The 26,558-nt window shown below is 46.7% G+C and carries 17 protein-coding genes and 1 tRNA gene; 7 read left to right on the top strand and 11 right to left on the bottom strand.

What is annotated here, in order from left to right:
* The first annotated feature begins 123 nt into the window (after positions 1–123).
* Entirely contained in the window at positions 124–1,923 is a 1,800-nt protein-coding gene (typA, locus tag AAE250_RS07940; RefSeq protein WP_294596039.1) for a translational GTPase TypA, read from the top strand.
* Between the two features lie 101 nt (positions 1,924–2,024).
* Here typA and AAE250_RS07935 read toward each other — a convergent pair whose 3' ends face one another.
* Positions 2,025–2,672 (bottom strand): nitroreductase family protein, encoded by a 648-nt coding sequence (locus AAE250_RS07935; RefSeq protein WP_294596036.1) that lies wholly within the window; start codon positions 2,670–2,672, stop codon positions 2,025–2,027.
* Between the two features lie 96 nt (positions 2,673–2,768).
* Positions 2,769–4,376, bottom strand: a complete 1,608-nt coding sequence (pckA, locus tag AAE250_RS07930; RefSeq protein ID WP_294596032.1) for a phosphoenolpyruvate carboxykinase (ATP) — start codon at positions 4,374–4,376, stop codon at positions 2,769–2,771.
* Positions 4,377–4,657: 281 nt separating this feature from the next.
* Here pckA and upp point away from each other — a divergent pair, with 281 nt between their 5' ends.
* Positions 4,658–5,317, top strand: a complete 660-nt coding sequence (gene upp, locus AAE250_RS07925; protein WP_294596029.1) for a uracil phosphoribosyltransferase — start codon at positions 4,658–4,660, stop codon at positions 5,315–5,317.
* Here upp and AAE250_RS07920 read toward each other — a convergent pair.
* The 5 genes from AAE250_RS07920 to AAE250_RS07900 all read right to left on the bottom strand — a co-directional run bounded on the left by AAE250_RS07920 (position 5,314) and on the right by AAE250_RS07900 (position 10,184).
* Complete coding sequence (locus AAE250_RS07920; protein WP_294596026.1) at positions 5,314–6,348, bottom strand: histidine kinase; 1,035 nt, start codon at positions 6,346–6,348, stop codon at positions 5,314–5,316. The genes upp and AAE250_RS07920 overlap by 4 nt on opposite strands.
* Positions 6,349–6,361: 13 nt before the next feature.
* A complete protein-coding gene (locus AAE250_RS07915; protein ID WP_294596023.1) occupies positions 6,362–7,750 on the bottom strand; it encodes an MBOAT family O-acyltransferase in 1,389 nt (462 codons plus the stop codon).
* A gap of 3 nt (positions 7,751–7,753) precedes the next feature.
* Complete coding sequence (locus tag AAE250_RS07910) at positions 7,754–7,996, bottom strand: acyl carrier protein (RefSeq protein WP_294596022.1); 243 nt, start codon at positions 7,994–7,996, stop codon at positions 7,754–7,756.
* Between the two features lie 8 nt (positions 7,997–8,004).
* Complete coding sequence (locus AAE250_RS07905; protein WP_294596019.1) at positions 8,005–9,444, bottom strand: amino acid adenylation domain-containing protein; 1,440 nt, start codon at positions 9,442–9,444, stop codon at positions 8,005–8,007.
* A 131-nt stretch (positions 9,445–9,575) separates the two neighbouring features.
* The gene (locus tag AAE250_RS07900; protein ID WP_294596017.1) at positions 9,576–10,184 is read right to left on the bottom strand and encodes a hypothetical protein; all 609 of its coding nucleotides are present in this window, start codon (positions 10,182–10,184) and stop codon (positions 9,576–9,578) included.
* 132 nt (positions 10,185–10,316) lie between these two features.
* On the opposite strand from AAE250_RS07900, the gene AAE250_RS07895 reads away from it, so the two are divergent.
* A complete protein-coding gene (locus AAE250_RS07895) occupies positions 10,317–11,528 on the top strand; it encodes a sensor histidine kinase (protein ID WP_294596015.1) in 1,212 nt (403 codons plus the stop codon).
* Between the two features lie 950 nt (positions 11,529–12,478).
* Here AAE250_RS07895 and AAE250_RS07890 read toward each other — a convergent pair.
* The 4 genes from AAE250_RS07890 to AAE250_RS07875 form a co-directional block, all read right to left on the bottom strand.
* Positions 12,479–13,669, bottom strand: coding sequence for an ATP-binding protein (locus tag AAE250_RS07890; protein WP_294603588.1), 1,191 nt, complete (start codon positions 13,667–13,669; stop codon positions 12,479–12,481).
* Positions 13,670–13,783: 114 nt separating this feature from the next.
* Positions 13,784–17,215 (bottom strand): bifunctional proline dehydrogenase/L-glutamate gamma-semialdehyde dehydrogenase, encoded by a 3,432-nt coding sequence (locus tag AAE250_RS07885; RefSeq protein ID WP_294603584.1) that lies wholly within the window; start codon positions 17,213–17,215, stop codon positions 13,784–13,786.
* Between the two features lie 596 nt (positions 17,216–17,811).
* Positions 17,812–18,816 carry a 2-oxoacid:ferredoxin oxidoreductase subunit beta gene (locus tag AAE250_RS07880; protein ID WP_294602700.1) on the bottom strand — a complete coding sequence of 335 codons (1,005 nt, stop codon included), beginning with the start codon at positions 18,814–18,816 and terminating at the stop codon, positions 17,812–17,814.
* Between the two features lie 24 nt (positions 18,817–18,840).
* Positions 18,841–20,688: a 2-oxoacid:acceptor oxidoreductase subunit alpha gene (locus AAE250_RS07875; RefSeq protein ID WP_294602697.1), complete on the bottom strand. Its 1,848-nt coding sequence runs from the start codon at positions 20,686–20,688 to the stop codon at positions 18,841–18,843.
* 164 nt (positions 20,689–20,852) lie between these two features.
* Here AAE250_RS07875 and AAE250_RS07870 point away from each other — a divergent pair.
* The 4 genes from AAE250_RS07870 to AAE250_RS07855 all read left to right on the top strand — a co-directional run bounded on the left by AAE250_RS07870 (position 20,853) and on the right by AAE250_RS07855 (position 26,547).
* Positions 20,853–20,924, top strand: a tRNA-Arg gene (locus tag AAE250_RS07870).
* Positions 20,925–21,137: 213 nt separating this feature from the next.
* Positions 21,138–21,737, top strand: a complete 600-nt coding sequence (locus AAE250_RS07865; RefSeq protein WP_294602695.1) for an RNA polymerase sigma-70 factor — start codon at positions 21,138–21,140, stop codon at positions 21,735–21,737.
* Between the two features lie 102 nt (positions 21,738–21,839).
* Positions 21,840–22,856 carry a FecR family protein gene (locus AAE250_RS07860; RefSeq protein WP_294602693.1) on the top strand — a complete coding sequence of 339 codons (1,017 nt, stop codon included), beginning with the start codon at positions 21,840–21,842 and terminating at the stop codon, positions 22,854–22,856.
* Between the two features lie 358 nt (positions 22,857–23,214).
* Complete coding sequence (locus tag AAE250_RS07855) at positions 23,215–26,547, top strand: TonB-dependent receptor (RefSeq protein ID WP_342288861.1); 3,333 nt, start codon at positions 23,215–23,217, stop codon at positions 26,545–26,547.
* Positions 26,548–26,558: the final 11 nt, after the last annotated feature.

Raw genomic sequence — 26,558 nt, 5'->3', positions numbered from 1 at the left:
TTTCGAGCGTGCAAAGATAGACATTATCTTTTATACGGCAATGATATTCAGCAATTTTTTCTCCTCTATACTGTATATCTAATGCAAAATTCGTACCTTTGTTGCCGAAATAATAGGTATTATATGCAAAATATTAGAAACATTGCAATCATTGCCCATGTCGACCATGGGAAAACGACGCTCGTTGACAAGATGCTTCTGGCAGGAAACCTCTTCCGCAGTAACCAGAGCACAGGTGAATTAATGCTGGATAACAACGACCTGGAACGTGAACGAGGTATAACGATTCTATCCAAGAACGTTTCAATCAATTACAAAGACACCAAGATTAACATTATTGATACTCCGGGACATAGTGACTTCGGAGGAGAAGTGGAACGTGTGCTGAATATGGCCGACGGCTGTATCTTGCTTGTGGATGCCTTCGAAGGCCCCATGCCGCAGACACGCTTTGTATTGCAAAAGGCATTGCAGATAGGTCTGAAGCCTATCGTTGTGGTGAACAAGGTAGATAAACCGAATTGCCGTCCGGAAGAAGTTTACGAAATGGTGTTCGACTTGATGTTCAGCCTGGAGGCTACCGAAGATCAGTTGGACTTCCCGGTAATCTACGGTTCCGCCAAGAACGGCTGGATGAGTACGGACTGGCAGAAGCCGACCGATAATATCTACGCTTTGCTGGACTGCATTCTGGAAAACATTCCTGCGCCCACACAGTTGGAAGGTACTCCGCAGATGTTGGTTACATCTTTGGATTATTCTTCCTATACCGGTCGTATTGCCGTAGGACGTGTGCATCGCGGTACTTTGAGAGAAGGCATGAACGTGTCTTTGGCCAAACGCGACGGACGCATTACAAAATCAAAAATCAAGGAACTGCATACCTTCGAAGGTATGGGCCGCGTGAAGGTGCAGGAAGTATCTTCCGGTGACATCTGTGCTTTGGTCGGTATCGAAGGATTCGAAATCGGAGATACAATCTGCGATTTTGAGAATCCCGAAGCATTGCCGCCTATCGCCATTGACGAGCCTACCATGAGTATGCTCTTCACTATCAACGATTCTCCGTTCTTCGGCAAGGAAGGTAAGTTTGTGACTTCCCGTCATATTCATGACCGCCTGATGAAGGAGTTGGATAAAAACCTTGCTTTGCGTGTGCGCAAGAGTGAAGAAGACGGCAAATGGGTTGTTTCCGGTCGCGGTGTGCTTCATCTTTCCGTATTGATAGAGACAATGCGCCGCGAAGGATATGAGTTGCAGGTAGGTCAGCCGCAGGTAATCTTCAAGGAGATTGATGGCGTGAAATGCGAACCTATCGAGGAACTGACAATCAATGTTCCCGAAGAGTATTCCAGCAAGATGATTGATATGGTGACTCGTCGCAAAGGTGAGATGGTGAAAATGGAAAGTGCAGGCGAACGTGTGAACCTGGAATTTGACATGCCTTCACGTGGTATCATCGGTTTGCGTACCAATGTGTTGACTGCTTCTGCCGGTGAGGCCATCATGGCGCATCGCTTTAAGGAATATCAGCCGTACAAGGGTGAGATAGAACGTCGTACCAATGGCTCTATGATTGCTATGGAGTCGGGTACAGCTTTTGCATACGCCATCGACAAACTGCAGGACCGTGGTAAGTTCTTTGTCTTCCCGCAAGAGGAAGTTTATGCCGGTCAGGTGGTAGGTGAACATTCTCATGAGAATGACCTGGTGGTGAACGTGACTAAGTCTAAGAAGTTGACCAATATGCGCGCTTCCGGTTCGGATGACAAAGTCCGTCTGATACCTCCCGTGCAGTTCTCACTCGAAGAGGCCTTGGAGTATATCAAGGAAGATGAGTACGTAGAGGTGACGCCTAAATCAATGCGTATGCGCAAAGTAATTCTGGATGAGATAGAGCGCAAACGTGCCAATAAGAACTGATAAGTACATTTTTTAGTTGTTATATAAATAGAAGGAGTGCCCCGCCGCAAGGTGGAGCACTCCTTCTTAATTTTCCATCATTCGGAATGAGAACGAATGTATCAGTCGATGAACTTCGCTTTTGCTGCATTTCTCGGTCTGGCAGCAGGCGCTTCGTCCGGATAGCCGAAGGCAATGCAGTAAAGCAGTTGGTACCCTTCGGGGATATCGAGCTTCTTGATGTATTCGGCAGCGGCCGGGGTAGAAGTCATAAAGCGTGTAGGACCTCCCAAACAACAGGAGCCGATACCCATGGACCATGCCGAAAGAATCATATTCTCGCCCAGCAGGCCGCAGTCTATCTGCGAAAGGTCATACGAAGGATCGTTGGCAATGAATACTACCGTAGAGGCGTTGCGGAACATATTCTTGAAGTCAGGATCGCTGGCAGCATTCGGATTTTCCTTCTTGTAGATTTCCGTAATGCCGTTGATGAACTCCGGATTATCCACTACGCGTATTTCCCAGGATTGTTTGTTCTGTCCGTTGGGGGCATTGATACCGCAATCCAGGATAATCTGCATAGTGTCCCGGTTCACTGCTTGCGGTTTGTACTTGCGGATGCTGCGGCGTGACATGATGGTTTCTACCACTGCATTTTCTTTACTGTTTTCCGCACTTGTGCTTTCACTTCCTTTTTGTGCCTGTGCGCCGCATCCGGCACACAATAGCAGGCTTGCGCCTAGTAACATTAACTTTAAACTCTTCATAATCTGTTGTATATTAGATTTGCTTCACTGCAAATCTAACAAAAAAAGCGGCTTCCGTTGCCGGAAGCCGCCTTAAAAATATGTAATCTGGTTCTATTAGAGTTTCGGACCAGCAGCAACCAAAGCTTTACCAGCTTCGTTACCGGTGAACTTAGAGAAGTTCTTGATGAAGCGGCCAGCCAAGTCTTTAGCTTTTTCTTCCCACTTGCAAGCACATTCGTAAGTGTCGCGAGGATCAAGGATCTTCGGATCAACGTTCGGCAATTCAGTCGGAACAACGAAATCGAAGTAAGGAATAACCTTAGTCGGAGCCTTGTCGATAGAACCGTCAAGGATAGCGTCGATGATACCACGAGTATCTTTGATAGAGATACGCTTGCCGCTACCGTTCCAACCAGTGTTAACCAAGTATGCCTTAGCACCAACCTTATTCATCTTCTTAACCAGTTCTTCTGCATATTTAGTAGGATGCAAGCTCAAGAAAGCAGCACCAAAGCAAGCAGAGAATGTCGGAGTCGGTTCAGTGATACCACGTTCTGTACCAGCCAACTTAGCAGTGAAACCAGACAGGAAGTAGTACTGAGCTTGTTCCGGGTTCAGGATAGATACCGGAGGCAATACACCAAAGGCGTCAGCTGACAAGAAGATTACTTGGTGAGCGTGAGGACCCTTAGAGATAGGCTTAACGATATTCTCGATGTGGTAGATAGGATAAGAAACACGAGTGTTTTCAGTTACGCTCTTGTCTGCGAAGTCAATCTTACCGTTAGCATCAACTGTTACGTTCTCCAACAGAGCGTCACGTTTGATAGCAGCGTAGATATCGGGTTCGCTTTCTTTATCCAGGTTGATAGTCTTAGCGTAGCAACCACCTTCGTAGTTGAATACACCTTCGTCGTCCCATCCGTGTTCGTCGTCACCGATCAACTTACGTTTCGGGTCGGTAGACAAAGTAGTCTTACCTGTACCGGACAGACCGAAGAAGATAGCAGAGTCAGTGCCTTCCATGTTAGTGTTGGCAGAGCAGTGCATAGAAGCGATGCCACGAAGCGGGTTCTTGTAGTTCATGATAGAGAACATACCCTTCTTCATTTCACCACCGTACCAAGTGTTCAGGATAACTTGTTCGTTAGTCTTCAAGTTGAATACAGTAGCTGTTTCAGAGTTCAGACCCAGTTCCTTGTAGTTGTCAACTTTTGCTTTAGAAGCGTTGAATGATACGAAATCAGGTTCTCCGTAGTTAGCAAGTTCTTCAGCAGTCGGGCGGATGAACATGTTAGTTACGAAGTGAGCCTGCCATGCTACTTCCATGATGAAACGTACTTTCATACGAGTAGCTTCGTTAGCACCGCAGAAAGTATCAACAACGAACAGACGCTTGCCGCTCAGCTGCTTAACAGCTTTCTCTTTCAGGTCAGCCCAAGCTTCTTCAGAGCAAGGTTTGTTGTCGTTTTTGTATTCGTCTGAAGTCCACCATACAGAATCCTTGCTGGCTTCATTCATAACGAAGAATTTATCTTTAGGAGAACGTCCGGTATAGATACCAGTCATTACGTTCACAGCACCCAGTTCAGTTACTTGACCTTTTTCGAAGCCTTCCAGACCCGGTTTGGTCTCTTCAGCGAACAATACATCATAAGACGGGTTGTGGATGATTTCCACTACGTCTTTGATACCGTACTTGCTTAAATCTAAATTTGCCATTTTTTTTAAGATTTTAAATTGGTATTTTGGTTTATAATCTCTCTTTGTTTGCCTTACAAGGGGAAGGAAATCTGCCTGAAAAAGCTCTCTTTTCGGTTGCCTTTTAGTAGGCCCCTCGTTTTTCGACTACAAAAGTAATACTTTCTTTTTAAAGAAAAGCCGTATTAGAGAAATTTTTCTTTAATGGGAAATCTTTTATTAAACCGTAACAATATCTGCAAACTGAACGTTGCAAATTAAGTGGAAATCGTTTACTTTGCACACAAATACATTACATTTATATGAAAGTTATCAACTTTGCCGAGACAAACTCTGTCTTGAACCAATACGTGGCGGAGATTCGTGACGTGGAAATACAGCGCGACCGGATGCGTTTCCGCCGTAACATCGAGCGCATCGGAGAGATTATGGCGTATGAAATGAGTAAGGAACTGACGTACTCCGTCAAGCAGGTGCAGACTCCGCTGGGGGTAGCGCCGGCCAGCACACCCGATGACGAGGTAGTGATTGCTACGGTGTTCCGTGCCGGACTGCCTCTGCATACCGGCTTCCTCAACATGTTCGACCGTGCCGGGAATGCATTCGTTTCTGCCTATCGTTATTATAAGGACAAGGAATGCCGCACGGTGGATGTGCACATCGAGTACATTGCCACTCCGGATTTGTCGAAGAAGACCTTGCTGCTGGTAGACCCAATGCTTGCCACGGGCGAGAGCATGGAACTTGCCTGGAAGGCTTTTATCACGAAGGGCATGCCTGCCAAGTTGCAGATAGCCTGTGTCATTGCCAGCCAACAGGGAGTAGACCATTTGAAGAATCTCTTCCCCGGAGATGACGTAACACTGTGGTGCGCAGCCATCGATCCGGAGATGAACGAGCATTCCTACATTGTCCCCGGCTTGGGAGATGCGGGAGACCTGGCGTTCGGCGATAAGATTTAAAGAGAATAGATTCTTTCCATCAACCGTACACCGAGCACAGGCCTGTAATGTCCCTTCTCATAGTAGTTGTGGATGTCCTCGGTGTACTCGTTGATGCCGCTGAAATCAAAGACGTTTCCGGTGCCGAAAAGGTTTTTGAGTATCTGTACATCTGCGGGGTTCAGATTGATTTGGTTGTAGTTGGGGCTGACGATGATTTTTACAGCAGTGCCGTGTGTTTGGCAGATTTGTGCTATCTCTTTCAGGTACTCAAGCTGTTTGTCCCCAATTACTTTCAGGTCTTCTTTGTACTTTCCGTTTCTGTAATCTTTCTCTCTTTTCTTGGTAAATTCATTCTTCCGGTTCTCCCAGTACTTTTCTCCTTCCTTTTTTATTATTTCCTCTCTGGGATTCAGCATGTCATTGGTTATAGGGTCGCGGATAGGCCCATAAGGATTTATCACTCCTTTCATATAAGGACGGTATTGATGGAACAGCCTGTAGTCAAGGTACGGAAACAGAACATCCGGGAAACAGAATGCCTGGCAGAACTTCTCCTGAAATGCCAGGTTGCTCATGCCCGACAGGGTAGGCGGCAGTATATTGGTGTGCCCCGACAGCAGTCTGTCGGTCTGCAATGCTCCTTTGTCTACAATCAATAGCAGGTTTTTGATGTCTGCACCGACCTTATCCAGAGCCTGTAACTTCAGGGAAACGGCAGCTATACCTTCTGCATTCCCGAAGAGACGGATGGCACGACCGCCATTGAGATACTTCTCCCATTCCCGGCAGGGATAGGCCATTGTGCAGGAGTTCCCCATGATGAAGGAATCGAAGGGGATGGAATCCCGATTGTTCATATACGTTTGCCATCCTACATAGCCCTCGTTTAACATTACCGGAGACTGGTCGTATCGGTTGTAATGCTTCAGAACCATAAAAGGATCGGTCAGCAAGTACACCGCTAATATGGCAATAAAAGGTATGAAGAGTAGGGAGAGTTTCATTACGAAACGTACTGCTGCCTTTCGTTCGCTGTATTTCTTTATCATGTTGTTTCGGTTGTCAGAATTGTAAATATATAAAGCTGTCCGAGTTGAACTGCCCCAATGTGAAAAGCATGATAGCCAGCAAGTAATATACGCTCCATCTCACCACCGCAGGCTGTCTTCCCAAAGCTTCCAGCAGATCGCGCTTGGACATAAAATACTCATAGGCCAGAATCAGTACAAGGGCGCCGCCTGCCACTATGCAGTTGTGGTCCGGCATTCCCAAGTCCATCTCTTTCCAGCTGTAATGAACATCGAAGGATATGTGGCTGATGTAATAGAATGCTTCGGAAAGAGACGCTGCCCGGAAGAATATCAGTGAAAGGGCAAAGATAAGATACGTCCTGACGACGGACAGCGTTGAAAACAACGGTCTCCCCAACCGGCTTCTTGCTTTATTGCGGAATGCCATAGTCTTCATTTCATAGAAGATGATGATGCCTTGTATCAGTCCGTAGACGGCAAAGTTCCATCCGGCGCCGTGCCAGATGCCCAATCCGGTGAATGTCAGGACCAGGCTAAGAAACACGCCCCACTGTCCCCATCCCCGCATGACCGAAGACAGAGGAAGATACAGGTAATCCCTCACCCAGAACGAAAGCGACATGTGCCACCTTCTCCAAAAGTCGGCAGTGGTCTGCGCAATGAACGGACGGTTGAAGTTGGGACTGAGTCTGAATCCCAGCATCCGCGCCCCTCCCAGCGCAATGTCGGTATATCCCGAGAAGTCTCCGTATAGTTCTATCGGATATAGCAGGCATGCCGTCAGCAACTGTATGCCCGAGGCGGTATGCGGGGAGTTGAAGATGCCGTCTATATAGGAACCTATAGAATCGGCAAGCATCAGTTTCTTCACCAGCCCCACTACAATCAGCTCCAGCCCGTAGACCATGGACTGATAGTCCACTGCCTTGCCGGACTTCAGTTGGGGAAGCATATCCCCGGCTCTCTCGATAGGTCCCGAAAGGAACTTCATAAAGAAGAGCATATACACCAGGAAGTCGGGCAGGTTGCGTTCCGGTTCTTCTTCCTGCCAGTAGATTTCCGTCAGGTAGGAGATGGCTTGGAAGGTATAGAACGAAATACCCAGCGGAAAGATGAAGTTGCAGCCGATAAGCTGGCCGGCATACCGGGATGCCAGCCAACTCGCAACTAAAAAACACACACTTGAAAAATAGATTCTCTTTACTTCCCTTTCATCTTTCACCCGCCCCATCCATAGGCCGAAGAGGTAAGTGGCAATCGATATCAGCAGTGCTACCCCCAGGAAGGCAACGTGATAGAAACCGATGAAAACGAAACTTGCCGCCAGCAATACCGCTTTCTTGCATCGGGGAGGCAGTACGTGATATAAGATGAAAGTACACGCAAACAGCGCGACGAAATTCAGGGATATGAACGACATCTTTTATTGGGCTTTGGTTAGAATGGCGTTGCAGATATCTCCTACATTCTTCAACTTCATGATGTCCCTGAAGGTGAAGCGGACGTTGAACCGCTTCTCTATCTTGCTTATCAGCTGCATATTGGTCAGTGAGTCCCAGCCTTCCACATCCTGGGCGGTGGTGTTGTCTGCAAGGGCGATGTTGTCTCGCTTCAGTACTTCGCGGAAGATCAGTTCCAGTTCGTTCAAAATAGTCTGTGTATCCATTGTTAAGTCTAAATTAGTTCTTGTATTTTCTTTCTGTCCGTCTTGCTGCTGGTGTTCAGCGGGAATTGTTCCAAGCAGTGTATGTACTTGGGAATCATGTAGAAGGGTAGCCTGCTGCACATATACTCTTCCATGCGCTGCTTGTCGAGGTCTCTTTTCTCTATCACCAGATGCAGCTCGCACTGGTTGCTCTCGTTGTATTTGGGGATGACTACCACGCGGTGTTCACCGTTGAAGAAGTTCTTCGCCACGTGCTCTATCTCGCTCAGTTCTATGCGGAATCCCTGCATTTTTATCTGCGAGTCTTTACGTCCGCAGTAGATGATATCTCCGTCGGCATCCATCCGGCAGAGGTCGCCGGTCTTGTAATAGGTCTTTCCGCCGGCAGTCTGCACAAGGCATTCCCTGCTTTTCTCCGGGTTGTTCCAATAGCCGCTCATCACCTGGTTACCGCTGATCCAGAGCTCTCCGGTTTCTCCTGTGGGTAGCGGAGTGGCGTTGCTGTCCATTATCACGGCATCTATTCCGTAGAAGGGCTTGCCGATGGCAGCCATTCCGTTGTGGTGCTTGCATGCAGAGGCGGGTATCTGGTAGGCGGTGCAATAAATGGTTCCTTCCGTGGGTCCGTACAGGTTGACAAAAGATGCATTGGGGGCGCATCTTCTGAAAGCCGACAGCAGTTCTACGTCCGAAGCCTCGGCGGTGACTATCAGGTATCGCAGTGCGGGCAGGTTTATTTCCGGGAAGTAGGGCAACAGCAGCTGAAGCAAGGAAGGCGCTACGGCGGCAAATGTAAGGTTGTACTTTTCGAGGACTTCGATGACATTGACGTACTTCACACCTTCAGGAGATACCGTATATATACATGCTCCCAAAGTCAGAGGGTATAAGAAGGATACGACGGATACGTCGAAAGTGAGCTCGAACATTTGTAACATGCGGTCGTGCTCGTCCAGTTGCCAGCCCAGGCGGCTGTAGGCAGCGTAGAATGCGTTGAGGTTGCGGCGGGAGATGGGTACGCCTTTGGGTTCGCCGGTACTGCCGGAGGTGAAGATGATGTATGCGTTTTCATCTTCTGCAACGTGGGGAACGGTAGGGAGCGTTGCTGCTTGCTGAATGCAGGAAGTTGAGTCAAGCACCAGGCGGATGCCTGCAAGGTCGGAAATCTTTTTGTTTCTGTGCTTGGGGTAGGCGGGATGAAGAATGACGTATGTCTTGCCGCAAATCAATACGGACAGTATGGAGGCGTAGGTTTCCAGTTTGTCTTCAGCCACGATGCCGATGATTTTATCTTCCCTGCTGCTTAGGAAGGAGGATATTCGTTGTATGGTTGCCGACAGCTGCCTATAGGTATAGGTTGTGTCGTTGATGACAAATGCAGGGCGTTCCGCATACTTGTCCAGGGCTTTGACAATATCGCCTGTCAGGTCGTTTCGATAGTCTTTCATTGAAACCGATATTTATAGTTTAGTTAATCTGTTTCATTAAAGACAGCCGCATCCGGCAATCTCCCTATCGGAGGAGTCTTAAGATATATTAAAATGTCGGTGGTATGAAGGGGGTAAGATGATGTACCCGGTTATCCTTTCCTGTAATTGCGCTTGATAATAGTGGCCTGAAAGCCACTGTCTTTGCGCAACTGAAGCAGATCTTCGTCATCAAAAGCACGGAGTTTGTACCAGAAAGTAATATCGGCCGAGGCACTTATTATTCCGCATAATCCTATGTAGAAAATGCTTGCATTCCCGGTGCAGAAACCATGGATAGCGGGAAATGCTCCCACCAATATGCCCGGTAGCAATAGAGAAATCCGATAGTACTTTAAGGCAATCGGGCAAGTCAGATAGAAACCCATTGCGGTCCAGCTGTTCAGCCAGCGGAATAGCTTTCTATCTTTTCCGCTGAACCAGTAGAGGATTCCTGCCTGGAGAAATATGTAAGCAATGAAAAGTAAAACCACATAGAACAATATATTTGCGCCGTAGATCTTTTTGGCTGCATCACCTATTTCATATCCTACGCCGTAGGCCGAAAATTCTCCCCATATATATACAAATAGCAGGGTTCCTACCAAGAGTAAGAAGAGGCCCCCAATGAATGCTACTATATTAATACCCTTTGCCGAGAGTTTCACTTCCACTCCTTCCGGGCGGCTGAGTACTTCTGTATTTGTTTCTTGGTTTTCCATCTTTCTTCTTATTAGTTTCTACTTTGCAAAGATACGTACCTCCGAAATAATATCAGGTTATCGGAATGTTATCTTTATGTTAAGACGAACGGAAAAGTTTGTTTATATTTGCCTCCAAATACTGGATGTGCAATGAAGAAATCCTATTATATACTTTTGACTTTTGTTGCAACCGCTGCTGTTCTGTTCATGCTGGGCAACTGGATGGGGCGAAGCATTGCGCTAAACAAACAACAAGTGATACGTGGCATACACGAGGCCTATTGCCATGCTACGGATGCTTACGAAACTGACAGCGCAAAGAATCTTTCCTCCCTCTTCCGCGATGAACTGAGCAAAGTCAAACTGAATCGAATCAAGTTCCGCATGGATACGGTGTCACTTCAAGGCAGTTCCGTCGTATTGAAACAAGACTTGTACTACTTTGCCGATTATCAGAAGTTGATAGACCGGCATTATACCTTTGTATGTCCTATTAATGCTACTCAAGGTGTGCGTGCGCATATTCTTAACTTCCGTGCCGAGTTTATAGGTAAGTTGCTTTATTATTTCTTTGCAACGATACTGGCTTTGTGCATCCTTTTGTATGCCATCCGCAAACAAGTCAACATCATCCAGCGGCAAGACGAACTGGCACGAATACGCGAAGATTTCTCTTATGCCATGATTCACGACATGAAGAACCCTATCAGTTCCATCCTGATGGGACTCAAAGTGCTGCGTAGCGGCAAAGTAGACGACAAACCCGAGAAACGTGAAAAGTACTTCGACATACTCGAAACCGAATCCCAGCATCTGCTTGCTCTTGCCAACAAGGTGCTGACTATCTCCAAACTGGAGCACGGTCAGTTGCTTTTGGATAAGAACTGGATAGAGCTTCGTCCCATATTGGAGCCGCTGATAGATACCTTCACAGCCAAAGCCGGCAAACCCATTTCGTTCCGTCTCGACCTGGCAGAAACAGGTGTGTACGCTGATGAAGAATACTTGAAAGAAGCATTAAGCAATCTGATAGACAATGCCATAAAATACTCCAAAGAGACCGTTGACATACAAATTTCTTCTTGTCTTTACAACAACTACACTCAAATCAAAGTCAGAGATAACGGTATCGGCATTCCTCTTGCTGCCCAGCGCACCATCTTCGACAAGTTCGAACGTGTGGTTGCCAAACCCGGTGAAAATACCAAAAAGGTTTCCGGCTTCGGACTGGGATTGAACTATGTGATGAACGTAGCCCGTGCGCACGGAGGCTACGTCAGTGTAGAAAGCCGGGAAGGGAAGTACAGCGAATTCACGGTTTCGCTGCCTCCGTTTGATTCCAATGCAAATATGGACTTTTAAATGCCTATTCTGGATCAGCCGCGAAACCTGGTGTTTTAAGCTACTACTGGTTGACATTTCATTCACTTCTGACAGGATATGAGCAAGAGTATCTCAAACTCCTCCGCCTGAAAGGGGAGGTGCCCGTAGGGCGGAGGGGTTTCACATCCGCAGGGACTTATGTATTACAAAGTTACTCTCTGCTTATGTAAGACCCCCTCCCCCCTACGGGGTACTCCCCCTTTCAGGCGGGAGAGTTTGAGATACTCATGTTTATCATTTCATTCATTTCTATCATCGCTATGAATAATAGTAAGCATCACATAACTCATAGAAAGATATCCACCAGGTTTTGCGACTGATCCTCTATTCTTCGAACTTGGTATGCAAAGGAATTGTAGATAGAAGCTTTTAGGGAGATTATACAATGGCATTTCTTAGCTTGTCTACATGGCCTTATCCGCTTATACATAGAGAGTTGTCTTGCTATATGCTTGAATTTGTCTGCGTTTAACGGCCATGAATCGATCGCTTGATGGCTGTTAAGCAATCTGCTGATGGCCGTAAAGCGATTGCCTCATGGCCGTTGATATGCTGCTAACTCTTTGCATTCAGCGTGGAAAGTACTTGTGTTCTTCGTACAAAGTATAGGGGAAAGACATATTGAAGACTTGGCTTTTGTAAGTTGCATGCATTCGCTTTGAGTGTATTTGAAGATAGAAATAGGAAATTAATATCGTGTTTACAGGATATTGACTTCGTGCTGACACGATATTAATAGAATGTGATACACGCAGTTAATATATTGTACAGCAAAGTATTAGTTTCTTGTTGTGCCGATATTATAGTTATATGAAAAGGTGGAAGCAAAATTTGCTTCCACCTTTTAAAACTGCTTCCACACCTTCTCTAATGCCGATGAATAAAGGATTTCAAAGAGTTGGTGGTGGTGTGGAAGCAAGGATGTGAATTTAAGATTCGAACAGCCTTGTGGGGTTGACGCTTAGAAAATCTTCAGCTTTCATTCCTCCCTTACCAACTATCATTGTTGCATAGGGGTTGTACATTCGGCGTACTTCTTCCAAGCCTGCATTATACTTTTCTTCATTGCTTTTCACTTCAATGGCTACGATGCGGTTTTTCTTTTTAAGAATATAGTCTACTTCCTTGTCGCGTTCGCGCCAATAAAATACTTCATAGCCACTGATGAAAGCATTGCTGATGATATGTGCCCCAATCGCAGATTCAAAGATACGTCCCCATTCTTTAGGATTCAGGATGGCTTCTTTGAATGTGAGATTACTATAGATATTCTTTAAGGCACTGTTATAAACTTGGAACTTCGGTGCGCTGGCCCGTTGGCGTGAGCGGTCTATGGCAAATTTCTGTAATCCGGTGAGCAGGCCGCTGTCGTTAAGCAAGTTCAGATAGCCTGATAGGGTTGTCGTATTACCTGCATCTTGTAGCGAACCCACCATTTTGGTGAGAGAGACGATTTCGCCGGAATAGGATGAACCTAGCTCGAAGGTTTGTCTCAATAGGGCTGGTTTGCTTATTGGAGAGTCATATAGGATGTCTTTATTGATAGTGGCATCAATAATTGCACTGCTGATGTACTGTTCCCAACGTTCTTCATCTTCAATCAGTACTGCGGCACCGGGATATCCTCCGAAGAAGATATATTGTTCCAATGACATGCCGAATGCATCGTGCATTTCAGGATACGACCAATGGGTCATACGGATTTCTTCGAAACGTCCCATCATGGAGTCCGACAGGCCTTTCTCTAGTAGAACACGCGAAGAACCGAGCAGGATGACTTTTATATTGATATCGTTGAATGTGTCGGCATCCCATTCTTTCTTTACGGCTTCACTCCAATTCCTGATTTTCTGGATTTCATCGATGGCAAGAACAAATTCAGAGTGTTTCTCTATACGCATTTGTGTACGGGCAGTGCTCCAACAATCTGCTATCCAGGAGGTTTGAGTAGCCGGTACATTGTCGGCGGAATAGATAAGGAAAGGCATATCCAAATCCTTCAGAGCTTGTTTGACAACTGTAGTCTTGCCCACTTGACGTGGCCCTAATACGACTTGCAGGAAGTTTCTGCGCTCTTTCATCCGCTTTGTAATCGTCTGATACTGTTCTCTTTTATACATACTTCTACAAATTACTCAATGCACTGAGTAATTTTACTCAGTGCATTGTGCAAAAATAGTTATTCTATTCATAATCCCAAAGTTCTATATAACTTTTTGGGAATTGGTTCATTCTTATTCTACCGGCGGAACCTCCGATATACTGCCATACCGGTGGTACTCGAACGAGATACTTTGTTCCTTTATGTAATGAATCAGCTCTACGCGTCCATCCTTCACCGGTGGGGCGGTGGCGATGTGCTTGTCGATGCGGGCAGCTTCTTCGTACATCTCCATCGGGATGTCGGCGCGGCAGGTGCGGATGCGTTCGTAGTCCTTCATTGTGGCAAGGAATTCCTTGAAGGTTTCCTTCTTCAGCTGACAGCCGGTTGAGGCCAGAGCTGCCGTGCGGTCGTCGGTGTCGAAGCTGATGACGAGCGGGGTATGGCAGGTTTTGGCGGCTAAGGCAATCATTTGGGCCTGTTCGTTGCTGTCGCCCGGGAAGAGACGGAGTACCATGTTCTTCAACGGAAGATAGCGGAAAGCGTTCTGTTCGCCGTAGAGATTGTTGATGTCGCGGGCATGGGCAAACTCTTTTTCGTAAGCTTCGGCATAGCTCTTCTGATAGTTGGTGTCGCTGCCGGGCTTGTCGGTAATCTTCACAAAGCAGGCGCAGTAGTTGGGACCGCCTGCCTTTACGCCACCGCCGAAGGCAGATGCCTTCATACCGCCGAAGGGCTGGCGGTTGACAATGGCACCCGTAATGCCGCGGTTGATGTACAGATTGCCTGCCTGGATGGAGTTCTTCCAAAGTTTTTGTTCCGTTTCATCGAGGCTCTGCAAACCGGAAGTCAGACCGTAGTCGAGGCTGTTTACCAGTTCGATGCCTTGTTGCAGGTTCTCAATGCAGACTACACTGAGCATCGGGCCGAACAACTCCGTGCGGAACGAGTAACTGCCGGGCTTCACTCCCCACTTCACGGTGGGGGCCAGGATGTATTCCTTCTTGTCGAGGAAGCGGGGCGGGACGAGCCACGACTCTCCCGGTTCGAGCGTCAGTGCCTGGATCAGCTTTTCGTTCTTGTTGGTTATCATCGGGCCTACGATGTTGCCGGGATTCCATACGCTGCCTACCTTCAGGCTGGTGGCGGCATCTTTCAGTTTGTCCTGGAAGTTTTTGTCTTCGTAGACGGAACGTTCTACCAGCAGCAGTGAGCAGGCCGAACACTTCTGTCCGGCATTACCGAAGGCGGAAGTGACGATGTTCATGATGGCATGGTCACGGTCGCCCGAGGCGGTAAGGATGATGGCATTCTTTCCTCCGGTTTCGGCAGAAAGAGGAGTGGAAGGATTGCTGCGGGCTATGTTTTGAGCGGTGTCGGTGCCGCCGGTCAGGATGATATGCTTGATGGCCGGTGCGGTGGTGAGCACTTTCAGGGCTTCGCGATCGGTGATGATGACCTGCAGGGCTTCCTTCGGCACGCCTGCATCCCAGAAGGCTTGTGCAAACATCCATGCTACGGGGGCGGCTACGGTTGCCGGTTTCAGTATCACGGTGTTTCCGCCCGCCAGTCCTGCCACGATGCCGCCGATAGGAATGGCGCACGGGAAGTTCCAGGGAGAGATGACGAGAATGGTGCCTTTGGGGGCGATGTCTACGTCGGTCAGTCCGGCAAAGGTCTTCATGGAGTTGGTGTAGAAGCGGGCGTAGTCGATGCCTTCGGAAACTTCTACGTCGCCTTCGACTACGGTCTTGCCGGTGACGGCGCACATGCAGCCTATCAGGTCACCACGCAACTGCCCCAGGCGGTTGGCGGCTTCGTACATAATCCGGTGACGTTCTTCGAGGGTGGTGTTGCGCCAGCCTGCCGGGTCTTTCTCGGCGATGTCGATAATCTGCCGGACTTGCTCACTGTCGGCTTGAGACATTTCGCAGATGCATACTTCGTCGTCCTGGCAGCGGTCCATGTATTTGTGGCGCTTCTCGCAGACTACGGTTTCGGTGCCTATCTGCAAGGGGATGATTTCGGGAGTATCAGTGGGCGACTTCTTCCATCGGGCGAAGATGTTCCGTACCCATTCCTGGTTCTGAGGCAGGTCGAAGTCTGTGTCCGGTTCGTTCTGCATCGGCTCGGTGGGAGGTACGGGGGCGTAGTCGTTCAGACGGTTCTGTGTGCGTGTGGGGAAGTGGGTGATGGTATCTTTCATGCGATAGGCATCTTCGAACTGCTTTTCGAGGAAGTCCCAGGTCTCGGTGTTCGGTTTCAGGTTGAAGGAGTGCGTCAGGAAGTTGTCGGGCGCGGTGTTCTCGTCCATGCGGCGCACCAGGTAAGATACGGCGTTCAGGAAGTGCTCGTCCTTTACTACGGGGGCGTAGAGGATGACGTGGTTGCCGAGGATGGATTGTGCACGCCATACGTGGTCGGCCATACCTTCCAGCATTTCGAAGGTCATGTATTCGGCCGAGCCGTACTTCTGACTCAGCAGATAGGCGTATGCGATAGTAAACAGATTGTGCGAAGCTACGCCGACGTGGAGCGCCTGTGCGTTTTCGGGCAACAGGGCGCGCTCCAGGATGTGCAGGTAGTTGGCGTCTACTTCGGTCTTGGAGGTACGTATCGGGTTGGGCCAGCCGCGCAGGGAGGAGATGACGGTTTCCATTTCGAGGTTACAGCCCTTCACGAGGCGCATCTTGAGCGGAGCGCCTCCGTCGGCTACGCGTGCACGGGCAAATTCCAGCAGTTCGGTCTGGAAGTCGTAAGCGTCGGGCAGGTAGGCTTGCACTACGATACCCGCTTCGTAGTTCTTGAACTCGGGCAGGCTGAGTACGGTCTTGAAGAGGCGCAGGGTGAAGTGCGCGTCTTTGTACTCCTCCATGTCGAGGTTGACGAACTTGGCGCGTTTCACACCGTTCTCGTCTACGTAAGGGTAGTCTATCGCCCGTTGGTAGAGGGCGGACATGCGGCGTACCAGTTCGGGGAAACTCTCTTCGTAATTCAGGGCATGCGTCTGGGCGTAGATGCCGGATATCTTGACGGAGATGTAGTTGATGTCGGGAGCTTCGAGTGCTTCGAGGTAGTGCTGATAGCGGTGGTCGGCTTCTCCGTTGCCCAGTACGACTTCGCCCAGCAGGTTTACGTTCTGGCCTATCTTCTGCTTGAAGCGTTCGGCAAGGTGTTTCGTCAGTTGCGGACGCGCTTCGTCGAGGATCACTTTGGAGGTGTCCATGCGGAGGCGCTTCTTTATAATAGGTATGGCGACGAAGTCGAAGTGATGTCCGAAGGCTTGGTACATCTTGAAGAGGAAGGCATCGCGCTTGTTCAGGAACTCGGGCACGCCGTAGCGGTCTATCAGGGTTTTGATGCGGGCGGCGAGTTTCTTGCGGTCGCGTATCTGCGAGGATTCGTCGAGCATCTTCACCAGGAAGCGTTTGTCCTGGGGGCGTTGCACCATGACGGCGTACTTATGTTGTTCTTTCCGTTCTTCGTTCGTGATGGTTTGTTCACAAGTGTTATAGAGCTTCAGTACCCAGTCGTGTACTTCGGCGATAGTGGGTTTATTTTCCATATTGTTTCCATGTTTTTAGATTCTGAATGAAAGGCACTAATATAAAGGCATTAAAACATCGGAAACACGGGGAGGGCTGAACATGACGGCACGATACCGGTGCAAGGTCTGGAGAGCTTGCTGCGAAAACCGGTCAAAAGGATGTTCTTGGCCCATAGCATCAATAATAAGGAGGTGAACTGTAAGTGCAAATATACGATAATCCTTTTATTATCAAAGAGAAAGTCGATATTTATTTTGAATGATTATCAGCATTCTCATAAGGGGTAAATAGGAATTTGCGGAGTATCTTAAATTCCTCCGCCTGAAAGGGGAGGTGCCCGTAGGGCGGAGGGGTTTCACATCCGAAGGGACTTGCACAAAGTTACTTTCTATTTATGTAAGACCCCTCCGCCCGCAAGCGGGCACCTCCCCTTTCAGGCGGAGGAGTTTGAGATACACTTGTTATCACACGCCGCTAAATTATCATTTATCTGCTCATTCCCCGGATGAAACTCAAGGCAGACAGTGGCTTTTTCAAAACAAAATCCCCCCTCACTGTATTGAGGGATAGTCTCAATGTCGTGAGGGGGGACAAAGTGATTATTGCAAGTTCGTTATTTCACTTCCCACGTATCGTTCGTCATCAGCAATTCTTCGAAGTTATGATACTTCTTCTTGGCAGTTACTTCTTCGATTTGTTCGTGAACGGCATCGTCGTAAGTCGGCGCTTCTACATCGCGGATTACACCGAGCGCAATCGGGAAGTCGGGACCTTCCATCAGGGCGAGCTTCAGTTGCAGGGTGTTGTCCATGCAGTGAGCGTCGTGAACGAGGATGTCCTTCTCCGTGATACCGTTTTCGCCCAGCTTCACAACTTTCAGTCCGAAGCCTTCCTGCATCAGTCCGTACTCGTTGTTCTCGCCGAAGATCATCGGTTTGCCATGTTCCAAGTAGATGGCGTTCTTGGCGCGGTCTTCTTTCTTGGCTACGGAGTCGTGCGTACCGTTGTTGAAGATAACACAGTTCTGCAGAATCTCGCAGACGCTGGCACCCTTATGATTGTAGGCTGCTTTCAATACTTCTACCGTACCGGCAGCATCGGTAGCTACCGCACGGGCAAAGAAGCGGCCGCGGGCACCGAAGCAGAGTTCTGCCGGGTGGAACGGATCTTCTACCGTACCGTAAGGAGACGATTTGCTGACGAAACCGCGCGGAGAAGTCGGTGAGTATTGACCTTTCGTCAAACCGTAGATGCGGTTGTTCAGCAGAATCATGTTCATGTCGATGTTACGACGTACGGCGTGGATAAAGTGGTTACCACCAATGGCCAGGCCGTCGCCGTCGCCCGAAATCTGCCATACCTTCAGGTTGGGATTGGCAACCTTGGCACCCGTAGAGATAGCGGCAGCACGTCCGTGGACAGTCTGCATCGCATACGTATTCATGTAATAGGGCAAGCGGCTGGAACAACCGATACCGGAGATAACGGCTGTTTCCCAAGGAGCTATACCAATTTCTGCCATTGCTTTGTGCAGTGAAGCCAGGAAGAAGTGGTCACCGCAACCCGGACACCAACGAGGTTGTCCTTTTTTGAAATCTTTTGCTGTATATTCGCACATGATGTTTCGTTCTTTACGGGGTTATTACTTGTTTAAAATCTCAGTGAAGGCAGCCACCAGTTCGGCTACGACGAACGGTTGTCCCTTGACTTCATTGAATTGATACGGCGTGAAGTTATCTACCTTCATGCGCAGATAGCCTGCGAATTGTCCGAGGTTCTGCTCGGCCACCACTACCTTCTTGTATTTCTTCAATACGGCTTCCGTGTTTTTAGGCAGCGGATTGAGGTAGGTGAAGTGAGCCAGGGCAACTTTTTTGCCTGCCTTTATCATCTCGTCCATAGCCGAATACAAGTGGCCGTAAGTACCGCCGAAACCAACAATCAGCAGGTCGGCATCGTCTACGCAGCCTTGTACTTCTATATCGGGTACGGGAATCTTGGCAACCTTCTCGGCACGCAAGTGGCACATCAGGTTGTGGTTTTCCGGGTCGGTAGAGATGGCGCCGGTATTGCTGTCTTTCTCCAGACCGCCGAGGATGTGCATATAGCCTTCTTGTCCCGGGATGGCCCAGTAGCGTACACCGGTTTCCGGGTTACGTTTGTATGGAGTATAGTTGTCCTTCATTTCCGGAGTTACATACGGAGGGTTGATGGCGGGATAGTCTGCCAACTTCGGCAACATCCATGCACCGGAACCGTTGGCAACGAAACCGTCGGTCAGCAACACAACCGGAGTCATGTGCTCCAAAGCAATCTTACTTGCCATGAAGGCAGCATCGAAACAGTTGGTGGGTGAGGTGGCGGCAATGACAGGCATCGGGCTTTCACCGTTGCGGCCGAACAGGGCTTGCAGTAAGTCGGTTTGTTCGGACTTGGTAGGCAGGCCGGTAGAAGGGCCACCACGCTGTACGTTGAGGACAACGAGCGGAAGTTCGGTAATTACAGCCAGGTTCATGGCCTCTGACTTCAGGCAAACACCGGGACCGGAAGTGGAAGTCACAGCCAGCGCGCCTGCAAACGCAGCACCGATGGAAGTGGCACAACCTGAAATCTCGTCTTCGCACTGTACGGTCATTACGCCCAGTGATTTATGCTTGGAAAGTTCGTGCAATACGTCCGTTGCCGGAGTGATGGGGTAGGAACCGAGGAACAGTTTCAGACCGGCCTTTTCGGCGGCGGCAATGAAACCGTAAGCGGTAGCCTTGTTTCCCGTGATGTCCATGTAGCGGCCGGGAACGGTGGTTTTGCTTTCAATCTTATAAGTATGGGCTACGGAAGCATGCGTATTGTGTCCGTAGTCGTATCCTGCATGGATAACCTTGATGTTTGCTTCGGCAATTTCGGGCTTCTTGGCAAATTTCTCACGGATAAAGTCTTCAGCGATTTTCAGGTCGCGGTTGAACAACCAGCATACCAAGCCTACGGCGAACATATTGCGGCATTTCAGCATGGATTTGTTGTCCATTCCTGTATCGGCCAGGCAATCTTTCACCATTTTGGAGATAGGAGCGGCAATAACATCTTGCTTGATGCCCATTTCCTCAATAGGATTATCGGTCTTGAACGCTGCTTTTTCCAGGTCTGATTTCTGGAAAGCGTCTGTGTCGATAATGATGCAGGCGGTGGACTTAGCAAACTTGTATTGTGTTTTCAGTGCGGCGGCGTTCATTGCTACCAATACGTCGCATTTGTCTCCCGGCGTATATACTCTGTCTGCACCGATGTGCACCTGGAAACCGGAAACACCGGTGAGTGAACCTTGCGGGGCGCGGATATCTGCCGGATAGTCGGGGAATGTACTAATGTCATTGCCCACAGTAGCCGAAACTGTTGAAAAGATGTTGCCGGCGAGTTGCATACCATCACCGGAGTCTCCGGAGAAGCGGACTACCACTTGCTCCAGTTCTTTGACCATCATGTCGTTTGCCATAACTTACGATTTACTATAGATTAATTTTCAGGATTAATGCGTGTTTACATTAGCCGACAAATTTCGTAAAGTTAATCGGATTAACAAAACTTTTTTCGTAAAATCAACAGAATACATTATCTTTGTGCCCGCAATACACTGTGATATGCAGAATATATGCAAAAGGCCTTGTAGTTCAACGGATAGAATAGAAGTTTCCTAAACTTTAGATAGGGGTTCGATTCCCCTCGAGGCTACAGTAAAGAAAGGATTAATCATTTATTAAGAATGGTTAGTCCTTTTCTTTTTTTCTATTTTTTATTAGCCGAATACCAATAGTAGCCTTTTTATAGCTAACTGAGGAGATAGTGTCTGTGAATAATATTGTTTATTAAATAAATTTAAATAGCATTTGTGTCGTTGTTAAAATACTAACTTTGTTATTGCTAAAATGTCACACTACCTTAAATATGACTACTATTAAGATAAGCGAGCAGTTAATTGAAGATATAAATAAAGGAAAGGAGAATGCTTTTTCTGTCCTGTACGATTGTTATTTTAGCTATTTGTGTGCTTATGCTAGTACTTATGTGTTCGATCCGGATGAGGCGAAGGAAGTCGTAAATGATGTTTTTATAAGTATTTGGAATAATAGGGGGCATTTAAGTTTTCCTATTCATAGTTATTTGCTGCGGGGAGTGCAAAATCGTTGTCTGAATTATATTCGTGCTTTACATACTCGCGAACGGGTTCTTGATGAATATCGGGAGGAATTGCTTGCTTTTCAGGAAGATTTCTGCGAGAACGATAATAATCCGTTGCAGTTACTGGAGGTAGAGGAATTGCGAAAACAAGTTGATACAGTCATAAATTCGTTACCTGCCAAATGCCGTCTTGTCTTTGAAAAGTATCTGTATGGAGGCATGTCGCCTCAAGAAATAGCCGACGAACAGGCTATTTCGGTAAATACCGTGCGCGTTCATATAAAAAATGCGATGGATTGTATAAAACTTCAATTCGGCTCTTCAACCGGAATATTGCTTTTACTTCTCCTAAAAGAAAACTTATAACTTCATCTGTTGATTGGAGGTTTTGAATTATTTTTCAAAAAAATATCTATTAGACTAAATGTTTCTCTACTGAGACGTGTATTATATATAAATGAACCGAATATGTTGGAAAATGAACTTGAAATATTTGAAGAATTAATGCTTGATTATCTGGCAGGAACGCTGTCGAAAGATGATGAGCGTAAGTTGCTTCATTTCTTGAAATCAGATGTTCTTTATCGGCAGAGATATGAAGAGATGGCACGAACACGGGCAAAATCGTTTATTGGCCGGTTTGAAAAAGAAAAATGGGCTAATTATGATGTTTTGTCTGCAAAGTTGGGATTGAAGAAAGATGTGGGAAAGGCGAGAATCTCGTTATGGCGCACTTTCTCACGCGTGGCGGCAGCCGTTTTGTTGGTTCTTACCACCTCAGTTGCGGCATTCTATATCTATAGAGATGTAGCAGATGCCTCTCATGCCGGTGCACTGTGCCAAATGGAAGTGCCTTTGGGGTCACAGACTAAGCTGATACTGCCTGATGGAACTACAGTAACCTTGAATTCCGGTTCGGTATTGAAGTATGATCCTGCTTTTATGCGTAAAAAGAATCGGGAAGTTTATTTAGTAGGTGAAGGGTACTTTGAAGTACAGAAGAATCCTGAGAAACCTTTTATAGTTCATGCCGATGAAATAAACGTCAAAGTGTTAGGCACCATTTTCAATATACGTTCTTACCCGGAGGATTCTTCGATAGAAGTCAGCCTGTTGGAAGGAAAAGTAAACGTGTTCTCTAAATCTGAGACCAATGGGAATGTAATTCTTGCACCTGATGAACAGTTGACGTATGATAAGAAAAGCGGTAAGATGTATCATCATTATGCCGATGTTTCACAAGCATCGCAATGGACTACCGGGCGTTTGAGCTTTGTTAATGTATCGTTGCCTGAAATAATGAAAGATATTGAGCGTAAGTATGATGTACGGATTATTATCCATAGTAAATATATGGATAAGGAGGTCTTCTCAGGGAGTATCAGCCCTAAACTTACAGTTGAGGAAATACTGGACTATATAGATGTCGACAATAAATATAGCTGGACTCGTAATGGTAACATAATTACCATTACAGACAAATGAAGTAGTAACATTTAAAAAGAATATTATGAAGAACTGCACGTAGAAACAAAAATCGGAGAAACATATTGGGGTATGTCCTCCGATTCAGAATTTAAGTTATCTTTTAAGAAAATCTTTAAATCGGTACAAATGTATGAAAAAAAATCATTTAAATGGCGGAGTGACATATCTAATTTGTCATTCCGGAGTTAATATTTTGTCTGTAAAGACGCAGATTTTGTTTATCCTTTTAGCTTTTTTACTACCGCTTTCCATAGTAGCATCACCTTTGCAAGAGATTCGGATTACCATTCAGCAAAAGAATGTGCCATTGGGTAAAGTCTTTAAAGATATAGAAGCGAAAACGGATTATTCTTTTTTGGTTCGCAACAATGATGTGGATATTAATCAGAAGGTGAGTGTTGACGCAAAGGATAAAACCGTTGCCGAAGTACTTGGAATGCTTTTCGATGGCAAGGGTATCAATTATGAAGTGAGTGGAAAACGCATCTCAGTGTACAAGGCTGTCAGACAGCAAACCAATGGCAAACGGAAAATGACCGGACGGGTGACAGATGATATGAGGGAATCTATTATTGGAGCTTCAGTCTCGGTTGTGGGAACTACTAATGGAACCATTACGGATATTGATGGTAATTTTTCGTTGGAGTTGTCAAATGGTGATACTCAACTGCAGATAAGCTATATAGGATATAAGACACAAATAATCAATATCGGAAATAAATCATCAGCGGATATTGTGCTGACAGAAGATCTGAAAATGTTGGATGAAGTGGTAGTCGTAGGTTTTGGTACACAGAGGAAGGTAAATCTGACTGGTTCCGTAGCTGTGATTACAGCAGAGGAACTGCAAGAACGCCCTGTTTCCAACTTGTCACAAGCTTTGCAGGGAGTGGTACCGGGATTGCAGATTACGCAGACCAGTGGTAGCCTTGAAGAATCGCCTACTATCAATGTACGTGGTACAGCAACTATTGGTGAAGGTTCGAATGGTGCTCCGTTGGTACTTATCGATGGTGTAGAGGGTGATCTCAATATGGTGAATCCTCAGGATGTGGCCAATATTTCTGTTTTGAAAGATGCTGCAGCTTCATCCATCTACGGTTCACGTGCTCCGTTTGGTGTTATTCTGGTTACTACTAAAAATGGAGGAAGTGAGGGTAAAGTTTCTATTAATTACAATAATAGCTTTCGCTTTGGTACACCCATCAATATGAATAAGATGATGAATTCTGTGGATTTTGCCAGCTGGATGAACGACCACTTTGCTAATGCAGGTTATTCAGTGTTTTTCAATCAAGAACGCATGGAAAATATTATGGCATATCATAATGCCAAGCCTTATGGACGAGGACAACGCATTACGAAAGATGGCACCATCTTGAATAATATTACACCTCGTAGCAATGGAACTTGGGATGATGGTTATCGTAACGGTGTAGATGATGTGGACTGGATAGGTGCTATTTTCAACGATCATACATTTGCTCAAGAACATAGCTTCAGTGTAAACGGCGGAAGCAAAAAGTTCAATTATTATGCTTCGTTCAATTACCTCAATCAGGGTGGTATGGTCAAGTTGGGTGATGATGGTATGAACCGCTATCTTGGTATGGTGAAAATTAACTCGGAAATTACCGATTGGCTGCGTTTCAACTACTCTATGCGTTTCACTCGCAGAGATTATTATCGTCCGTCTACTCTTTCAGGAAATATCTATGAGGTGATGACTACGCAGGGGTGGCCTACATTACCGCTCTATGATCCTAATGGTTATTATTATAGTTCACCGTCACCTGCATTGGGACTGGCTGAGGGCGGTTCGGACCGCATGCAGAATGACAATACGTTCCATCAAATAGGTTTTAAGATTGAGCCTGTTAAAAACTGGGTTACACATATTGATTTCAACTATCGTATCAATAATTACAATCGTCATTGGGATACACAACGCCTTTATAATCATGATAAAGACGGTAGCCCAGTAATTTATAACAAGAACTCGAGTGTGTATGAACAGAATTCTAAGGAAAATTATTGGAGTCTTAATGCTTATTCGGAATACACCTACTCTTTTAACGAAAGTCATAATCTGCATGTACTTGCTGGTTTTCAGGCCGAAGAATTGGATGTGAAGAATTTTAGTGTACAACGTGATGGGGTCATGTTCCCCACCAAACCATTCCTTGATCTTACTTCAGGACTTGATTATGATGGCAACAAAACTGATCCTGCGATATATGGAAATCAAAATGATTGGGCTACAGCAGGTTTTTTTGGTCGCGTTAACTATGATTTCAAAGGTCGTTACCTTTTCGAAGCTAATGTTCGCGCTGACGGAACTTCGCGTTTCCGTAGTGACAATCGCTGGCGTGTATTTCCCTCGGTGTCTATTGGTTGGAACATTGCACAGGAAGAATTTTTTGAACCGCTGACTGAAGTAGTTGGTTCTTTGAAACTGCGTGGGTCATTCGGTACTTTGGGCAATCAGAATACGACTAATTGGTATCAGACTTACCAAATTCTTTCTTTAGGTGCATCTAACGGTTACTGGCCTATGGGAGGAAGTCGGCCCAATACGGCTGTTGCTCCTGATTTAGTATCCACTGATTTGGGATGGGAGACTATTCAGAACTATAATATAGGCTTGGATTGGGGACTATTGTATAATCGTTTGACAGGTTCATTCGAATATTATATTCGTGACACTAAAGATATGGTAGGCTTAGCTCCTGAACTGCCTAATATTTTAGGCGCTAAAGTGCCTGTTATCAACAATACTGACCTTCGTACCCAAGGTTGGGAATTGAGTCTTGGCTGGAGAGACCGTTTGAAAAATGGACTGAACTACTCAGTAAACTTCAACCTCTCGGATGCGCGTACCAAGATTACTCGTTATCCTAACAATCCCACTAATAGTGTGTGGAGCTATATGGCAGGCCACTATATGGGCGAAATCTGGGGTTACACGACTAAAGGGCTGGCGCGTACCGATCAGGAAATGCAAGACCATCTTGCTACTTTACCCAATGGTGGACAAAGCTCACTTGGTTCGGACTGGCGTGCAGGAGACATCATGTATGCTGATATAAATAAAGATGGTAAAATATCCACAGGAACCGAAACACTGGGTGACTCAGGCGATTTATCAGTCATAGGCAACAGCACACCGCGCTTCCTTTTTGGACTTGACTTGAATGCAAGTTGGAAAGGTTTTGATTTCCGTGCTTTTTTCCAAGGTGTTATGAAACGTGATATGTGGCAAGGGGGAGCTTATATGTTCGGTTCGAGTTATTCGGAGTGGAGTTCGGCAGGTATCACTGCTGTCAGTGATTACTTCCGTGACGAAAATACTTGGTCTGTACAGAATGGTTATCGTGAGGCTAATGTTAATGCATTTCTACCTCGTCCACTCTACAATGATAAGAATCGTCAGTGTCAGACGCGCTACCTACAGAATGCTGCTTATATGCGCTTAAAGAATCTTACCATAGGTTACACGCTGCCTGCCTCATTCACGCAGAGACTGGGGGTACAGAATCTGCGCGTGTTTTTCTCGGGCGAGAATCTTTGGACTATATCAGGAGTGTCCGACCAGTTTGATCCTGAGACACTTACCGGTGGAGATTACGGTGGTATAGGATATCCTTTGTCTACTACCCTTTCGTGCGGTATAAGCATTACACTTTAATAATAAATTAA

The organism is Bacteroides sp. GD17, from assembly GCF_038448625.1.
GTDB lineage: Bacteria > Bacteroidota > Bacteroidia > Bacteroidales > Bacteroidaceae > Bacteroides.
This window is presented reverse-complemented; position numbering and strand designations above follow the sequence as displayed.

What these genes read in the sequence shown, in the direction of transcription:
- AAE250_RS07895 (WP_294596015.1), top strand. Translation starts at nt 10,317, where the DNA reads ATGAAGAAATCCTATTATATACTTTTGACTTTTGTTGCAACCGCTGCT.
- AAE250_RS07890 (WP_294603588.1), bottom strand. Translation starts at nt 13,669, where the DNA reads ATGTATAAAAGAGAACAGTATCAGACGATTACAAAGCGGATGAAAGAG.
- AAE250_RS07885 (WP_294603584.1), bottom strand. Translation starts at nt 17,215, where the DNA reads ATGGAAAATAAACCCACTATCGCCGAAGTACACGACTGGGTACTGAAG.
- AAE250_RS07905 (WP_294596019.1), bottom strand. Translation starts at nt 9,444, where the DNA reads ATGAAAGACTATCGAAACGACCTGACAGGCGATATTGTCAAAGCCCTG.
- AAE250_RS07915 (WP_294596023.1), bottom strand. Translation starts at nt 7,750, where the DNA reads ATGTCGTTCATATCCCTGAATTTCGTCGCGCTGTTTGCGTGTACTTTC.
- AAE250_RS07860 (WP_294602693.1), top strand. Translation starts at nt 21,840, where the DNA reads ATGTTGGAAAATGAACTTGAAATATTTGAAGAATTAATGCTTGATTAT.
- pckA (WP_294596032.1), bottom strand. Translation starts at nt 4,376, where the DNA reads ATGGCAAATTTAGATTTAAGCAAGTACGGTATCAAAGACGTAGTGGAA.
- AAE250_RS07920 (WP_294596026.1), bottom strand. Translation starts at nt 6,348, where the DNA reads ATGATAAAGAAATACAGCGAACGAAAGGCAGCAGTACGTTTCGTAATG.
- AAE250_RS07865 (WP_294602695.1), top strand. Translation starts at nt 21,138, where the DNA reads ATGACTACTATTAAGATAAGCGAGCAGTTAATTGAAGATATAAATAAA.
- AAE250_RS07900 (WP_294596017.1), bottom strand. Translation starts at nt 10,184, where the DNA reads ATGGAAAACCAAGAAACAAATACAGAAGTACTCAGCCGCCCGGAAGGA.
- upp (WP_294596029.1), top strand. Translation starts at nt 4,658, where the DNA reads ATGAAAGTTATCAACTTTGCCGAGACAAACTCTGTCTTGAACCAATAC.
- AAE250_RS07875 (WP_294602697.1), bottom strand. Translation starts at nt 20,688, where the DNA reads ATGGCAAACGACATGATGGTCAAAGAACTGGAGCAAGTGGTAGTCCGC.
- typA (WP_294596039.1), top strand. Translation starts at nt 124, where the DNA reads ATGCAAAATATTAGAAACATTGCAATCATTGCCCATGTCGACCATGGG.
- AAE250_RS07880 (WP_294602700.1), bottom strand. Translation starts at nt 18,816, where the DNA reads ATGTGCGAATATACAGCAAAAGATTTCAAAAAAGGACAACCTCGTTGG.
- AAE250_RS07935 (WP_294596036.1), bottom strand. Translation starts at nt 2,672, where the DNA reads ATGAAGAGTTTAAAGTTAATGTTACTAGGCGCAAGCCTGCTATTGTGT.
- AAE250_RS07910 (WP_294596022.1), bottom strand. Translation starts at nt 7,996, where the DNA reads ATGGATACACAGACTATTTTGAACGAACTGGAACTGATCTTCCGCGAA.